General features: G+C 65.6%; 12 protein-coding genes and 1 pseudogene. 4 read left to right on the top strand and 9 right to left on the bottom strand.

Going from position 1 to position 15,196, the window contains the following annotated elements; genetic code table 11:
* Window positions 1-52 precede the first annotated feature (52 nt).
* Window positions 53-901, top strand: coding sequence for a DUF3097 domain-containing protein (locus NNX37_RS08440; RefSeq protein ID WP_255791965.1), 849 nt, complete (start codon window positions 53-55; stop codon window positions 899-901).
* A gap of 117 nt (window positions 902-1,018) precedes the next feature.
* Window positions 1,019-1,447: a DUF4870 domain-containing protein gene (locus tag NNX37_RS08435; protein WP_255791963.1), complete on the top strand. Its 429-nt coding sequence runs from the start codon at window positions 1,019-1,021 to the stop codon at window positions 1,445-1,447.
* A gap of 61 nt (window positions 1,448-1,508) precedes the next feature.
* Here the strand turns inward: NNX37_RS08435 and hemW are convergent, their stop codons facing one another.
* Together hemW and lepA are read right to left on the bottom strand one after the other, a co-directional pair.
* A complete protein-coding gene (gene hemW, locus NNX37_RS08430) occupies window positions 1,509-2,741 on the bottom strand; it encodes a radical SAM family heme chaperone HemW (RefSeq protein ID WP_255791961.1) in 1,233 nt (410 codons plus the stop codon).
* Window positions 2,738-4,591 (bottom strand): translation elongation factor 4, encoded by a 1,854-nt coding sequence (gene lepA / locus NNX37_RS08425; protein ID WP_255791960.1) that lies wholly within the window; start codon window positions 4,589-4,591, stop codon window positions 2,738-2,740. Before lepA ends, hemW begins: the two co-directional genes overlap by 4 nt.
* Before the next feature lie 176 nt (window positions 4,592-4,767).
* Here lepA and NNX37_RS08420 point away from each other — a divergent pair, with 176 nt between their 5' ends.
* Both NNX37_RS08420 and rpsT read left to right on the top strand, forming a co-directional pair.
* Window positions 4,768-5,439 carry a type II toxin-antitoxin system PemK/MazF family toxin gene (locus NNX37_RS08420; protein WP_255791959.1) on the top strand — a complete coding sequence of 224 codons (672 nt, stop codon included), beginning with the start codon at window positions 4,768-4,770 and terminating at the stop codon, window positions 5,437-5,439.
* A 174-nt stretch (window positions 5,440-5,613) separates the two neighbouring features.
* Window positions 5,614-5,874, top strand: coding sequence for a 30S ribosomal protein S20 (gene rpsT / locus NNX37_RS08415; RefSeq protein ID WP_146361896.1), 261 nt, complete (start codon window positions 5,614-5,616; stop codon window positions 5,872-5,874).
* 157 nt (window positions 5,875-6,031) lie between these two features.
* Here the strand turns inward: rpsT and holA are convergent, their stop codons facing one another.
* The 7 genes and pseudogenes from holA to NNX37_RS08380 form a co-directional block, all read right to left on the bottom strand.
* Window positions 6,032-7,057, bottom strand: a complete 1,026-nt coding sequence (gene holA, locus NNX37_RS08410) for a DNA polymerase III subunit delta (protein WP_255791957.1) — start codon at window positions 7,055-7,057, stop codon at window positions 6,032-6,034.
* A 179-nt stretch (window positions 7,058-7,236) separates the two neighbouring features.
* Complete coding sequence (locus NNX37_RS08405; protein WP_255791956.1) at window positions 7,237-7,656, bottom strand: hypothetical protein; 420 nt, start codon at window positions 7,654-7,656, stop codon at window positions 7,237-7,239.
* An 861-nt stretch (window positions 7,657-8,517) separates the two neighbouring features.
* Window positions 8,518-11,310, bottom strand: a complete 2,793-nt coding sequence (locus tag NNX37_RS08400) for a ComEC/Rec2 family competence protein (RefSeq protein ID WP_255791955.1) — start codon at window positions 11,308-11,310, stop codon at window positions 8,518-8,520.
* Window positions 11,311-11,320: 10 nt separating this feature from the next.
* On the bottom strand, window positions 11,321-11,461 hold the full coding sequence (locus tag NNX37_RS16515; RefSeq protein ID WP_255792851.1) for a hypothetical protein: 141 nt from the start codon (window positions 11,459-11,461) through the stop codon (window positions 11,321-11,323).
* Between the two features lie 26 nt (window positions 11,462-11,487).
* A pseudogene (locus tag NNX37_RS08390) lies at window positions 11,488-11,754 on the bottom strand (hypothetical protein); the annotation flags it as partial.
* A 232-nt stretch (window positions 11,755-11,986) separates the two neighbouring features.
* Entirely contained in the window at window positions 11,987-13,282 is a 1,296-nt protein-coding gene (locus NNX37_RS08385; RefSeq protein ID WP_255791954.1) for a GmrSD restriction endonuclease domain-containing protein, read from the bottom strand.
* A 936-nt stretch (window positions 13,283-14,218) separates the two neighbouring features.
* Window positions 14,219-15,043, bottom strand: a complete 825-nt coding sequence (locus tag NNX37_RS08380; RefSeq protein ID WP_255791952.1) for a helix-hairpin-helix domain-containing protein — start codon at window positions 15,041-15,043, stop codon at window positions 14,219-14,221.
* Window positions 15,044-15,196 lie beyond the last annotated feature (153 nt).

Below are 15,196 nucleotides of genomic sequence, written 5' to 3'. Positions count from 1 at the left end.
CCGTGGCCTGCTGCGGTTTCCGCCCGATCAGAACCGTAAGTGAGGCAACTTCGTGTCCAGCTTTTCCTGGGGTCCGCAGGACATCACCGCACCGGCCCGGACCGCCCTGCGCAAAGTCGGCGCCGAAACCGGCCTGGTCCTGGAGGACGTTGCCACGGGCTGGGTGGGTGCTGTGGTCCGTGTGGAGAAATCCGGCGGGCTGCACCTGATGGTGCTGGAGGACCGGCGCGGAAAAAAGAAATCCTTCGAACTCGGCTTCGGCTTCCTGCTCGAGGGCGAGCCGGTGGAAGTGGTTCCCGCAGCGGCGGCCGCGCCGAAGACGGGTCCGGCCCGCACGGCGTCGGGCTCCGTCCGCGTAGCCAACCAGCGTGCCCGCACCGCCCGCGCCAGCCGCATCTGGGTGGAAGGCAAGCACGACGCCGAGCTGGTGGAAAAGGTGTGGGGCGATGACCTGCGGGTGGAGGGAATCGTCGTCGAGCCCCTCCACGGCGTCGACGATCTGTACTCAGCGGTCCGGGATTTCGCGCCGGGGCCGGGCCGCCGGCTGGGGATCCTGGTGGACCATCTGGTCCCGGGGTCCAAGGAATCCCGGATAGCCGCCGAGGCCATGACCTCTCCGGGCGCGCCGGGCAACGTGCTGATTGTCGGGCACCCGTACGTCGATGTCTGGCAGGCGATCAAGCCGTCCGTGATCGGACGCAGCGCCTGGCCCGTGGTTCCCCGGCACCTCGACTGGAAAACCGGAATCCTGCAGGGACTGGGCTGGCCGCACCGCGACCACACCGACGTCGCCATGGGTTGGAAGAAGCTCCTGGGGCAGGTGAACAGCTATGCGGATCTGGAACCGTCGCTGCTGGGACGGGTGGAGGAAGTCATCGATTTCCTGACCGTTCCCGGGTGAGACATACGCCGCACCGCCTGTGGCCTTTCCGTGATGAAGTGTCCGAACCAGTACGCTTGAGGGAAACGTAGTAGCGGACCGACCCTGTGTCAGCATGAACCAAAAGGAATAAACGCCGTGTCCAACACACGCCAGAACCATCAGCCCCGGCCTGAAGAGCGGGGCGGTGCGCAGCGTCCGGTCTATCAGGGGGCTCCCGCCAACGCGCTGCCGCTGACGGCATCAGAAGACCGGCAGTGGGCAACGCTGGCGCACTTCGGTGGCATCCTTGCTTTTGTTCCGTCACTGATCATTTACCTGGTGTTCCGCGACCGCGGTCCGTTCACTGCCCAGGAATCCAAGGAAGCCCTGAACTTCACGCTTCCGCCCAGTATTGCGGCCCTGACGGTCTGGGCACTGTCCTTCATTCCCGAGATCGGCGGCTTCTTTGCCGTGCTCAATGCCATGATCTGGGTCTACGTTGCCGTGTCCTCCGTGATCGCGGGCATCGAATGCAACCGCGGACGGCCGTACCGCTACCCGCTGAACCTGCGCCGCATCCAGTAGCGCCGCAGGGCAGGCACCCCGGCGGCCTCCCGGCCCGGCCCCCGAGGCGCCTTCGCAGAACCTAGTCCGGCAGCAGCCGGCGGACCACGGCGTCGGCCAGCAGCCGGCCGGTGGGCGTGAGGATAACCTTGCCGGTCAGGGCCGCCCGCGGATCAACGAGCCCGTCCGCCATCAGCCCGGCCACAGCGAGCCGTCCGGGTTCGCGCAGCCGGTCCAGGGCCAGGCCCTCGGCCAGCCGGGTCCGCAGCATAACGTCTTCCACGTACCGGGTATCCGCGTCGAGGGTTTCCCGTCCGACGGCGGGCGACTCCCCGGCCGCGATCCGCTGGGCATAGGCAGTCGGATGCTTGGCGTTCCACCAGCGCACACCGCCCGCATGCGAATGGGCTCCGGGGCCGATGCCCCACCAGTCATCGCTGCGCCAGTAGGCAAGGTTGTGCCGGCACTGGTCCTCCGGGGTGCGCGCCCAGTTGCTGACCTCGTACCAGTTCAGCCCGGCTGCGCTCATCATCTCGTCGGCCAGCACGTACTTGTCGGCATGGTCGTCGTCGTCGATGGGCGGCACCTCCCCGCGCCGCATCCGGGCGGCAAGCTTGGTGCCTTCCTCGATGATGAGCGCGTACGCGGAGATGTGGTCCGGTTCGTAGCTCAGGGCTTCTTCAAGCGAGCGTTTCCAGTCGGCCATGGACTCGCCGGGTGTCCCGTAGATGAGGTCCACGCTGACGTGCAGGCCGGCGTCGCGCGCCCACTGCACGGCCTGCGGAACGCGCGACGGCGTGTGCGTGCGGTCCAGCACCGCCAGCACGTGCGGAACTGCCGACTGCATGCCGAAGGAAACGCGGGTGAAGCCTGCGTCGGCCAGCAGCTGCAGGGACTGCGGCGTGACCGAGTCCGGATTCGCTTCGGTGGTGACCTCCGCGCCGGGCGCCAGGCCCCACTGGTCGACGGCGGTGCGCAGGATCAGCGCCAGGTCCTCCGCCGGGAGCAGCGTGGGGGTGCCGCCGCCGAAGAAGACGGTACCCATGCGGCGTTCCGGCAGGCCCGAGCGCCGCAGCGCGTCGGCTGCGAAGACGACTTCACGGGCAGCCGTGCCGCCGTAGGCGTCCTGCGAGGCGCCGCCGCCGAGTTCGGTGGCGGTGTAGGTGTTGAAATCGCAGTAGCCGCAGCGGACCGCGCAGAACGGGATATGGACGTAAAGCCCGAAATTCCGTTCGGCTGCGCCGTCTGCGGCCTGTGCCGGCAGGAGTCCGTCGGCGGGTGCCGGGTCTCCGAGGGGCAGTGCACTGGGTGTCACTTCTTGGATTTGTCCTTGGATTCGTCAGAGGAAAGCGCGGCTACGAAGGCTTCCTGCGGAACTTCCACGCGGCCCACCATCTTCATGCGCTTCTTGCCTTCCTTCTGCTTTTCCAGCAGCTTGCGCTTACGGCTGATGTCGCCGCCGTAGCACTTGGCCAGCACGTCCTTGCGGATAGCACGGATAGATTCGCGGGCAATGATGCGGGAGCCGATGGCTGCCTGGATGGGCACCTCGAACTGCTGCCGCGGGATCAGCTCACGCAGCTTGCCGGTCATCATAACGCCGTAGGCGTAGGCCTTGTCCTTGTGCGTAATGGAGCTGAAGGCGTCCACCTGCTCACCCTGGAGCAGGATGTCCACCTTGACCAGGTCGGCGACCTGTTCGCCGTCGGCCTTCCAGTCCAGCGAGGCGTAGCCGCGGGTCTTGGACTTGAGGATGTCGAAGAAGTCGAAAACGATCTCGGCCAGCGGCAGGCGGTACCGGATTTCCACCCGGTCCTCTGAGAGATAGTCCATGCCGCCCAGGACGCCGCGGCGGGACTGGCACAGCTCCATGATGGCGCCGACAAATTCGTTCGGTGCCAGGATCGTGGCCGAGACCATCGGCTCCCGGACCTCTTTGATCTTGCCTTCGGGGTACTCGCTGGGGTTGGTCACCGTGACCACCTTCTTGTCCTCCAGCGTCACCTCGTACTCCACGTTGGGTGCGGTGGAGATCAGGTCCAGGTTGTACTCGCGCTCGAGCCGCTCACGGGTGATTTCCAGGTGCAGCAGGCCCAGGAAGCCCACTCGGAAGCCGAAGCCCAGCGCCGCGGACGTCTCGGGTTCGTACACCAGCGCGGCATCGTTGAGCATCAGTTTTTCCAGCGCTTCGCGCAGCACCGGGTAGTCGGCGCCGTCGATGGGGTACAGCCCGGAGAACACCATGGGTTTGGGATCGGCGTAGCCCTCAAGGGACTTCTCGGCCGGCTTGGCCAGGTTGGTGACGGTGTCGCCCACCTTGGACAGGCGCACGTCCTTCACGCCGGTGATGAGATAACCCACCTCGCCGACGCCCAGCCCCTTGGACGGGGTGGGTTCCGGGGAGCTGACACCGATTTCCAGGAGTTCGTGGCTGGCCCGGGTGGACATCATCTGGATGCGTTCGCGCGGGGACAGCGAACCGTCGATCACGCGGACATAGGTGACGACGCCGCGGTAGGTGTCATACACCGAGTCGAAGATCATGGCCCGGGCGGGGGCGTTGGGGTCGCCCTGCGGTGCCGGGATTTCACGGACAATCTGGTCCAGCAGGGCTTCGACGCCAACACCGGTCTTGCCGGAGACCCGCAGTACGTCCGCAGGATCGCCGCCGATCAGCTTCGCTAGTTCCTCGGCGTACTTCTCCGGCTGCGCTGCCGGGAGGTCGATCTTGTTCAGGACCGGAATGATCGTCAGATCGTTTTCCATCGCCAGGTACAGGTTCGCCAGGGTTTGCGCCTCGATGCCCTGGGCAGCGTCCACCAGCAGTACGGCACCTTCACACGCAGCCAGGGACCGGGAGACTTCATAAGTGAAGTCCACGTGGCCCGGGGTGTCGATCATGTTCAGGGCGTAGGACTGCCCGTCCAGCTCCCACGGCATGCGCACGGCCTGGGACTTGATGGTGATGCCGCGTTCGCGCTCGATATCCATCCGGTCCAGGTACTGGGCCTTCATGTTCCGGTGCTCAACCACTCCGGTGGACTGGAGCATGCGGTCGGCCAGGGTGGACTTGCCGTGGTCGATGTGGGCGATGATGCAGAAGTTTCTGATGATCGCCGGATCCGTCGCGGCAGGCACCGGCGAGAAGCGGGCCATGGGTGACACTGTGGCGGTTCCTTTACTGTTCCGGGACGAGCCGGACGCGGCGCGGTGCGCGGGTGTCCTTAGTCCTGGCGGTTCTAGTGGGAGTTCTGTCGAATTAACAGTCTCCCACGTTTGCCTGCCTCAACAGGAACCGGACCCGCCTTAGGTTCCGGGCGCCGGGAGCATAACGTAGTGCCATGCCTTTTAACGCCCGTGCCTTTGCCTCCCTTGCCCGATCGGCTCTCAGCCTGCTGCGCCAGGTGTCCTCCTCTGCCGGGCCTGCCGAAGACAGCCGCGAACGCCGAAACCGGCCCCGCACGCAGGCTCCGGGCCGCACGCCGTCTCCCTCGCCCCGGACCCCGGCCGCTCCCCCGCGCACACCGACTGCTCCCCCGCGGACTCCAGCCGCCCGGCCGTCGCCGACGTCGACCGCCCGGACCGCGCCGTCGTCATCGTCCCCGGCGGGGACGGGTTACGCCGGCGACTACTTCGGTCCCGTCACCCCGGTTTACGCTCCGCAGCCCGACGGCGACCCGGACCCCGGCGAGGTGGTGTGGGCCTGGGTGCCGTACGAGGATGACGCCGGCCAGGGCAAGGACCGTCCCGTCCTGCTGATCGGGCGCAGCGGCGGCCTGCTGCTGGGGCTGATGATGACCAGCCGGGACCGGAACAACCGCAGCGGTTCCGACCCGCGGTACCTCGACGTCGGCACCGGCCCGTGGGACAGCAAGGGGCGTCCCAGCGAGGTGAAGCTGGACCGCGTGCTCCAGCTGGAACCGGGCAGCGTGCGCCGGGAAGGTGCGATCATGGATAAGAACGTTTTCCAGACAGTTGCCCGGCGGCTGGCCGTGATGCGTTCGGCGCGCTGAACCGGCGCTTTCGTTACCGGAGCCCAAACTCTGCTAACATTTATTGCTGTGTGTCCGCGCAGGTCGACGGGCACTTTGGTTCAGGCGCCATTACGGTATCCCCACGCCGCTCAGTCAATGTCTGGGCTGAAATACCCTCACCGACCAAGTCCGCAATACAAAGAGAGTTTATAAGTGGCCAATATTAAGTCCCAGAAGAAGCGCATCCTCACCAACGAGAAGGCGCGTCAGCGTAACAACTCGGTGAAGTCCGAGCTGAAGACCGTCATCAGCAAGGTTGATGCCGCAGTCAAGGCCAGCGATAAGGACGCAGCAGCCGAAGCGCTGAAGACCGCCAGCCGCAAGCTGGACAAGGCCGTCAGCAAGGGCGTTATCCACAAGAACAACGCTGCCAACCGCAAGTCGGCCATCTCCAAGAAGGTCAGCGCGCTCTAAGCAGCAGCACTACAGACTTACCAGGCACGGCCGGTCCTTCGGGACCGGCCGTGCTTTGTTTTTACCTGCAGCCCGCAGGTGGTTCCGGCGGCGGGGCCGGAACCGCGGGCAAGCTGCGGGCGGCTGTACCCGGCCCGCACGGGCAGGCCGGGTGCTGCTAGCGTCCCGACGCGGCCAGGGCAATGACTGTCACGGCACGCTCCACGGCATAGACGGGGTCCCGGCCGCCGCCCTTGACCTGGGCATCCGCTTCGGCGAGGGCCTGGACGGCTTCAATCAGGGATTCGGAAGAGAACCGCTGGGCATCCCTCCGCGCCTGGTCCACCTGCCACGGCGCCATGGACAGGTCCCTGGCCATGGACGCGGAGGATCCCCGCAGATTGGCCACCCGGGCCACGGACCGGACCTTCATGGCCAGGGCGGCGACCAGCGGGACCGGATCCACTCCGGTGTCCAGCGCGTGCCGGAGCATGGAAAGTGCCTGCGCGGCACGGCCTGCCAGTGCCGCATCAGCCACCTTGAAGGCGGTGGCCTCTACGCGTCCGCCGTAGTACCGCTCCACCAGCTCCTCGGTGACTTCACCGGTGGAGTCGCTGATCAGCTGCTGGCAGGAGGCGGCCAGTTCGGAGAGGTTGGAGCCGACGGCGTTCACCAGCGCCCGGGCCGCCGCCGGGTCAATCCGGCGGCGGGCGGAGCGGAACTCCGAGGTAACGAAGTCCAGCTTCTCGGCGTCCTTCTTAAAGGGCTGGCATTCCACCACCGGAGCGCCTGCGGCCTTCACCGTGTCCAGCAGCTTCTTGCCCCGGTTGCCGCCGGAGTGATGCAGCACCAGGACGGCGTCCGGTGAGGGGTCCTTCAGGTAGCTGAGGGTTTCGGTGAGGAAGTCCTCATTCATCGACGCCAGGTTCACTGCTTCAATGAGTTTGGCTTCACCGAACAACGAGGGGCTCGACTGCAGCATAAGTTCCCCGGAAGCATAGGTCGCGGCGTCGAACTGCACGAGTTCGGTGTCCGGCTGCTTTTCCCGCAGCAGGCTGCGCAGCCGGTCCCGTGCCCGGGAGGCCAGGTAGTCTTCGGGCCCGGCCAGCAGGATGAACGGTGCCGGCTCGACGTCGCGCCAGGACACAGTGCGGGAGGAGGTTTTGCTGCCGGAGCTGCGCTTGGATGGAACGGCCGGATTCACAGCTGGTTCTCCTGGAGTGGTGCGGGCGGCCCGGTGCGGACGGGCCTGACGGGTTGGGCGGAATGGAACCCGCCCCTACCGCTGACAGGTCCCCTCCAAGATTGCCACGCCCGCCCGGTCCGGCCAATTTTCCCGCTGGACGTGTTGACCTCCAACCAGCTCGCTCCCGGAAGGGGAGCTTAGAATTTCCCACGCTTATACTTGCCGTCATCGACCCAGGTGAAGCAGTCGGAACTAGACGCAATACGGATCGTGTAAGGCTCGAATCCCGGTGCGATGAGGTAGATTTCTGCAGTGTCCGGTGATGCCAACCCGACTTCGTAATGTCCCGCCGGAGCGGTACGCGTTTCGATGTTGAATCGCGTGTCCCGGTACTTCGCTTCGAACGCCCTGACTAGAGGCTCAGGCTCTGTCCCCTCAGATAAAGTCACAGTGGTCGCCCCGTGCCAATTCACTAAAGTATCGCTGCAATCGATCAAGACACCGGTCGGCAGCTGATCGACCTTGGCCACTTTACCTCCGGGAATGGAATGGGCGATTTCCAGTTCCATAGCCTGCGTCCGGGCCTTTGCCTCCTGCCACGTCAACTCTGTCGCCACGGATGTTTCCCCTTCCGTTGAACTCGTAGATGTCTGCACTTCCTCGCCTGCGCAGCCGGCGAGGCTAAACAGCAAAACAACAACTGCGGCAGAGCTTCGTACTCGAATCATTCCCTTACCTCTCGGAGGCTGTCCTCAACCGCTCTGCTGTTGTCTGTGCTGTCACTGGCGATGAGAGAGTGGTCCTCGATTGGTGATATATCAGGCAGCCAGGATCCATGATTAGGTCTACCGTCCTTGTTTTGCGTAAACGAATCTTGGTTACCCAAAGTGCCCCGCGTCTATTGACCACCCGCCTACGGAAATTCGACAACCTCAATGTTTAACAACGCCCGGTTGTTTGTGGCCTACAGCGGTGTCACCACGTGAAGCAACCCGTAGTGAAAATATCCTAGCGAGATTGTCCGCAATTGGAACAAATCTCAACAGGTTCTACGTTTGCCTTAGCCAGTGCTGGTATCGCATCCATACGGTGACAAAATACCGACAATTTACATAGACGCCCACCGCTCAGGTCCGCGAGAGGACTGATACGCCTGTTTTGTCGGGTTTGTTAACTATCAGCGACACATAGAGCGCATTGCCAGAGCCAACGGCTCATCAGGAAAACCCTTTTTCTCCGAATCTGAGCAAGAAGAGATAATGGTCAGTATTTTGCCGTTTGAGCATGACGTCGTTCGCTCCCGCGTTTCTCCGCTCCCGCAGGACGTCCAGGTGCATGTTTCCTCCGGATGGTAGTGCGGCAGGGTGAACCACCTCTTCGACAAAACCGCTGCCCCCCCCCCCCCTGAAAGGCGAGGGTAAGCAGGGATTTCGGTCCGGCGACATGGGTGGAAGGCCAAGGCCCGGCTGCACAACCGATCAGGGCGGCAGGCTCCGGACGGCAAGGGTGTTGCCTTGGTGGAATAGCAGCACCGTTCCGTACAGGTCCGTCCGGGCAACAGCCGATCCCGCAGCCTCAAGGCTGCTCAGGATCTGCGGCGCCGGATGGCCGTAGTCATTAGCTGCGCCGACCGAGATCAGGGCCAGGGAAGGCCGCAGGGTCCGGATCCAACTGTCACCGCCGTTGCGTGCGCCGTGGTGGGGAACCTTCAGTACATCCACGCCTGCCCGCAGCTCCGGATGGGATGCGAGGATCCGGGCCGCGGTGTCCTCCTCGGCATCGCCGGTCAACAGTATCCGCAGCGGTTCCTCCGCCGGTTCCGATATGGCGACGGTCACCAGCAGGACGGCACTGGCGTTGTTCTCCTCCTCGTCCCCGGCCGCGGGCAGCGAACCATCCGACGCCGCCGGCCAGAGGACTTCCCACTGCACGCTGCCGGAGGTTCCTGTCATCCCGTTCGCCAGTCTTGTGCGGGGCGCCGCGGAACCGTCCAGCACTGCGGTCAGCTCGTGCGGCAGCCCGGGTCCGGCCGTCGAGTAGCCGATCTGCAGCACGGAACGGCCCGAAAGAACTCCCGCCGCACCGCCGTAATGGTCCAGATGGGCATGCGTGAACACGAGGAGTTCCACGGTCCGCACACCCAACCGATCCAGGCAGGCATCCATGGGCTCCGGCTCCCCGCCGGCGTCTATTACGACGGCGCTGTCCGGGCCGGCACGGATGGCAAACCCGTCGCCCTGCCCGACGTCGCAGGCTGCCAGCACCCACTCCTGAACCTGCCCGGGATCTTCCTGCAGAGCACGCGTAGTGAGGACGGCAGCCCCCGGAAAGGCCAGCAAAGCGGCTCCAGCGGCCGCCGTACGGGTGCGGCGGGAACCCCGGAACCAGGCCTGCGGAAGAAACGGCGGGTTCCGCGGGGACTCCGGATACTGCTGGTTCATCTGCCTTCGCCGGCCACCGGGACCGGGCATGCCGCCGGTGCCGCGCAGCGAGAGATAGAGGATTCCGGCAGTTGCTGCCGCCGCTCCTGCTGCCATCAGCAACACACCCGGGGTGCCCTCCGGCCACGCTGCCAGTGCTCCCGGAACGGATTCAAAGAATCGAGCCGTCCCTGCCACCCACCAGGCTCCCGCAGCCGCGGTAAGGAGCGGCGGCACTGCCAGTACCGGAGCGAGCCCGATCAGCGCGACGGCAAGCATTCCGGCCACGGTCACTGCCGGAACTACGGGGGCGGCCGCCAGATTCGCCGGAACGGAATACACCGGCAACTGCGGCTGCAGGAGCACCAGCACCGGGCCGCAGAACAGCTGTGCAGCCACGGGAATGGCCAGGGCTGCCGCGAGCCAGCGGGGCAGGCGATAGGACAGCACCCGGACCAGATGCGGCCCCAACACGACCAGGCCAAGGGTCGCGCAGACCGACAGAATGAACGCGTAACTTCCACACAGCCACGGATCCACACACAACAGGACCGTGATCGCGAGGAAGAGCAGTGCGGCGGAAAGGCGTCCCCGCCCGGAGAGCACGGCGAGGGTTCCCAGCCCGCCCATGACGGCTGCGCGCAGCACACTGGGATCCGGCCGGACGAGGAGCACAAACGCGGCAAGTCCGGCCAGTGCCAGCAGCACCGCAGGCGCCCGAGGCATCCGAAGTGCCCGCGCAGAAAGGAAGATGAAGGCCAGCAGGTAGCTGCAGTTAGCACCGGAAACAGCCGTCAGGTGGGTCAGCCCCGTATCCTTCATGGCCTGCTCCAACCCGGGGTCCAGGCCTCCCCTGTCGCCCAGCACCATGCCGGGAAGCAGACCGTCTACGGCTGCACCGTGTTCTTCGGCCACCCGGACAAAGGTGCTCCGGAGCGCTGCCGTTGCGGCGTACCATCCACCGGCAGGTGTGACCTCCGGTGGAGCAGCTGCCCGGAGCAGGCCCAGGTTACGGTCCCCTGCAGGAAGCGGCTGCAGGGATCCGGCGCTGGTAAACCGGTCCCCCAGCCTGACGGGCGCGTAGTCCTCCCCGCCGATCACCAGGAGGGTCGCCGACGTCCCGAACCGCTGCCCGGCTGCCGTTCCGGATTCAGCGACGGCATCGATGAGATACCGCGGACGGCCGGTGAACCGGTCCGGTGCCCCCGGGCGGGCATCTGATGCTGCACGCAGTTCCACGGTCACAGCGGCCTCTTCGGCGATGAGACCGGAGAGAGGGCCCGCCGTGCGCACAGACAGGCTGGCCGCTGCGCCGGCGCAGACCAATGCCGCCGCCGCCATCGGGACGGCGGCACCTCGAAGGGCCGCTGCGGTCCCCCGCTGTATGGGGCGCTTTCCCCAGCTAGCGCGCGGTCCCGGGGACGTTTCCGGGCTGGCGACGACTACCGACCCCTTCCGAATCCGCCCGCGCGAGGCCGTCAGCAGCAACAGGACCGCCAGAACAGCTGCCGTGCCGGCCAAAGCCCAGCCAGCCGGAGGCGGGAGCCGGACCACGGCGTAGGCGGCAACCCATACGGTTGCTGCCGCCGGCAATAGCCGCAGTTCACGGAGCGGCAGCGGCGCGTCAGCTGCAGCGGTTTCGCGGTTGTTCCAGGCCTCCCGCAGCTTGACTCCTAGACGCTTTGCCCGCTGTCTGCCGACGGCCGTGCCGGATTCCGCTTCCGCACCCCTTTCCGATTCCGTCGGACCGACACCCTCCGAACCGGCACCCTGCGGACCACCTGGCCGGGTTTCCGGATTCAGTGCCGAGGTCACATACCGTGACCATGCGCTTTCGGACCCGCTGGACATGCGCTGTCCGCTAGACCGTGACCAACGGGAGCAACGGGAGCAACGGGAGCAACGGGAGCAACGGGAGCAACGCCACCATCATGGCCTCGCCGATCCCGGGGACGGCGTCCAGATCCTCCGGCCGGCTGAACCCCCATGCTCGGTACGCCACGCAATCATCCGCTCGGCCAGAACCGGCCCGACCGTCGGCAGTGTCTGAAGCTCGGTGGAATCGGTGGTGTTCAGGTTGGCGCTGTCCGAAGCACCGCTGCTAGCCTGCGCCCCCGGATCTGGGTCCCGAAGCACAGCAACCGCCGCCCCGCAGCCCGGGAACAGGCAAACCGCCAGTACCGCTGCGGGCAGGGGAAAGGCCCACCTCCGCTTCAGCCCGGATGAAGGGCTGCCTACCGGCTCCGACTCATCCGGGACGTCGACGTCCGGGCTGTCCAAACGATGTTGTGCCATCGGGCAAACCTACGATCCCGGCCAGCCATGTTTCCGCCGTTGTTCGCGTAGCTGGTTGTACCCACAGCGAGCCGTAGCCCGCCCCGGCGCTGTTGAGGACAAGACAAACGGTGGAACGAAGCAGCACCGCCGCACGTCCTGTTTGCGCTGTAGCCTGCGCACCTACCTGGGCGAGCAGACCGCATGCCGTAGGAGGCCGGAATCGTAGGCCAGGTCTTCGCTGTTCCCACAATTAGTTCTCGCAGCCGACCCCGTCCCCGTCACGGTCGAATTTGGATTGCCACCCCGGGTCGCCGGCCCGGATTGGGGCCGCACCAGCAGCCTTCACTGCATCGCAGTTCGGATAGTAGACATCGACCAGTGGTGCCGGGGCGGGGGCAGGGGCTTCAACGGTGAGCGGTTCAGCCGCCGGAGCAGGTTCCGGTGCGACCATAACACCGCCGTCGGTAGGAACCGGCTGGTCAGGGCACGTGGACGTGAGGATGTTCCGGATCGCATCGGACTCAGCCTGCGTCATCCACAGCCCATACTTGGCTTTCACCGCAGTCTGCAGGGCCACATACTCACAACGGAAACCCTTGTTCGGCGGCAACCACGTCGCAGCGTCACCGTCACCCTTGGCTCCGTTCGAGGAGCCGTCCACAGCCAGTAGATTCAGCGGATCGTTGGCGAACGCTTCACGCTGGTCCTGTCCCATCTGCTGGGCACCCTTCTGCCAGGCGTCGGAGAGCGCCACCACATGATCGATTTGGACAGCGTTGGAAGTACCTTCCCCGCGCACGAAGTTGATCACCGATCCCGTGAACGGGTCCAGCAGGGTGCCGGAGGTGACAACACAGTTATTCGTACCGGGCTTGAAGCTGATGGATTCCAGGTCGCGCAGGAGCAAGTCATTGCGCTGGTCGCAGCCATTGCGGTCAACGTCCTTCCATGCGGGCCCGAACTGGTCCCGGTCGTAGCCGGTCTTCGGTGCCCTGCCCTTGATAGGGATGGTGTCCAGCTGGGCCAAGGCGGTGCCGACCGCTGCAGGTGCCGGTGCAGCCGCTTCAGGCTGAGGCTCCGGTTCGGACGCTGTAACAGGAGTCGGCTCAGGTTCAGGTGCCGGTGCATCCGCTTCAGGCTGAAGCTCCGGTTCGGACGCATTGACAGGAGTCGGCTCGGGTTCGGACGAAGGGGCCGCCGTCGGAGATGTCGAGGCCGACGGCGAGGATGTCGGTGCCGGATCAGAAGCCAGCGAAGGGGCGTCAAGCTCAGAAGCGGGAGCCAGCGCGCTGGCCACGATTAGCGTGACGACCGATGCGGCCACCGCTATGGCTCCACCGCGCCGGCCAGCAGGGAGCCGGGCCCAGGACCGCCGGCCGGTAATGAGGACGTATAGACCGGTGAGCAAACCGCAGAAGGCCAGCAGTCCCAGACCGGCGGTGACGCTGGGGAACATTGCAGCTATAACCAGGAGTCCCAGAATGGAGCCGGTAACTATGGTCACCGACCCGAGCTTCCGCTTTTGGGTGGGTTTGATGTCGGTCATAGGTCTCCTTTCCATGGGTTACTTCCCCATAAAAAGGTTAAGCCGAGTGCGGCAATCGCCGGTTGAGGCAGGCATGAACAGCACGCTCAGGAGTTCGTCCAAGCTGGATGCGATAGCGCCCTCAAAGGAAGTCCTTCTTGCTGAGAGGCTGTGCGCCCGGCCCGACCCTCGCCCTGCCCTGCCCTGCCCTGCCCTGCCCTGCCCTGCCCTGCCCTGCCCTGCCCTCGATTATGTCAGCGCTGCGTGAAGGAGGCCCGCGAGGCCCAGCCCAGCACCTAGCAGTGTGAAGTATGGAAAAGGGTCGATATTTTGGGGATCATCCACGCCATTAGTCCACAACATAATGTCGGTTATGGTGTGGAAGCGGCGGGACAACATTCTGACCCGATCTTGGGCGGTCGCGATGGACTCGCTCCGTGTTTTTTTGATCGACGCACCTAGTTGGGCTTAGCCGGCTGCCGGACTGACGACAGCAGCCCTGTTCCTGCTCGCCGGCCTAGTCCCCCTTCATGCTTCTGAAATTCCAGAGACGCTAAACCGCCTCGAGGCAATAAGCCAGCTCCGTCCGTCGTTTGGCAGGAGAGCGTCCGTCTCATAACTTGGCGGCTCTGCACTCTGGCGGCGTGTGCTGGCGAATAGGTACCTGAACAACTAGAACCGGACTAGAAATCAGCGTCCACGGTATCCAATTGCTCCTGGGTGAAGGCATGCAGCATCAGATGCCCGCCCGGGGGCACCGGGCCGGTTCACCGGCCCGTCCGCGGTATCTCCTCGATGCCGTCGCTGAATCCGGGACGGCAGCCGGGCAGCGGTTCGGGACGTCGGCGACCCTCCTGGTGATTCGGCGGGGAGGACTTTGCCCCCATGAGGCTGGGGGCCGCAGAGGTGACATACCGTGACCATCTGCTTTCAGACCCGCTGGACACGCGCTGTCCGCTAGACCGTGACCAACGGGAGCAACGCCGCCATCATGGCCTCGCCGATCCCGGGGACGGCGTCCAGATCCTCCGGCCGGCTGAAGCTTCCGTGCTCGGTACGCCACGCAATGATCCGCTCGGCCAGAACCGGCCCAACCCTCGGCAGAGTTTGCAGCTCAGTGGAATCGGCGGTATTCAGGTTGATGCTGTCCGTGGCCCCGCCGTCGGCCGGCGGCCCGGGACCCTGCACACCGGAACCCTTCGCAGCGGAGGTGCTGCCCGGGTCTGCTCCGTCCGCACCGCCTGTCGGCGGCGCTTCGCCGATCCGCGGAACGATCACCATTGCACCGTCCTCAGCCAGGGCCGCCAGGTTCACAGCGGTGAGGTCCGCGTCAGCCACCGTTCCACCGGCTGCATCAACGGCATCGATAATTCGGCTGCCCGGCAGCAGCCGGACGATCCCTGGGCGCTGCACGGCTCCTGCTATATGCACCACCAGTGCTGTCTGGCCCTCTCCTCCCGGGCCCGCTGACCGGGAGGGCGACGGAACCGGTGCCGGAGAGGGCAGGCCGGGCGCCGCGGTGGCCGCCGGACTACCGCCGCCGTCGGCGGGCGCCGGGGCACTGCTGGCAGGAGGGGACAACTCGATGCTGGCCACCGGCACGGGACTTCGATCCCGGAGCAGCACGACCGCCGCCCCGCACCCCAGCAGGAGACAGACCGCCAGCACCGCTGCGGGCAGGGAAAACGCCCACCGGCGCCGCAGTCCGGGAGGATCCTCGTCAGCGGGACCGGGACCGTCCATGTCGTGAATATCGGCGGTCTCCCAACGATGCTGTGCCATGGGAAGAACTTAGGATCACCAGCCCGGCGGAGAGTTTCCGGTGAACCCGCCGGTGGACCGGCAGGAGCGTGCCGCAGCCCGAAACGGCACTGTTGAGGACAGGACCGCCGCAAAAAGCGGGCACCGGGGCAATGCCCGGCACGAGGGTTATCC

Origin of the sequence: Arthrobacter zhaoxinii (genome assembly GCF_024385505.1) — a bacterium.
Classification (GTDB): domain Bacteria; phylum Actinomycetota; class Actinomycetes; order Actinomycetales; family Micrococcaceae; genus Arthrobacter_B; species Arthrobacter_B zhaoxinii.
Note: the sequence above shows the minus strand (reverse complement) of the source record. Positions and strands in the feature narration are given on the sequence as shown.

Excerpts from the sequence above, each read along its gene's own strand:
- NNX37_RS08420 (WP_255791959.1), top strand. The coding sequence starts at position 4,768 with ATGCCTTTTAACGCCCGTGCCTTTGCCTCCCTTGCCCGATCGGCTCTC.
- NNX37_RS08400 (WP_255791955.1), bottom strand. The coding sequence starts at position 11,310 with ATGTCCAGCGGGTCCGAAAGCGCATGGTCACGGTATGTGACCTCGGCA.
- NNX37_RS08385 (WP_255791954.1), bottom strand. The coding sequence starts at position 13,282 with ATGACCGACATCAAACCCACCCAAAAGCGGAAGCTCGGGTCGGTGACC.
- NNX37_RS08380 (WP_255791952.1), bottom strand. The coding sequence starts at position 15,043 with ATGGCACAGCATCGTTGGGAGACCGCCGATATTCACGACATGGACGGT.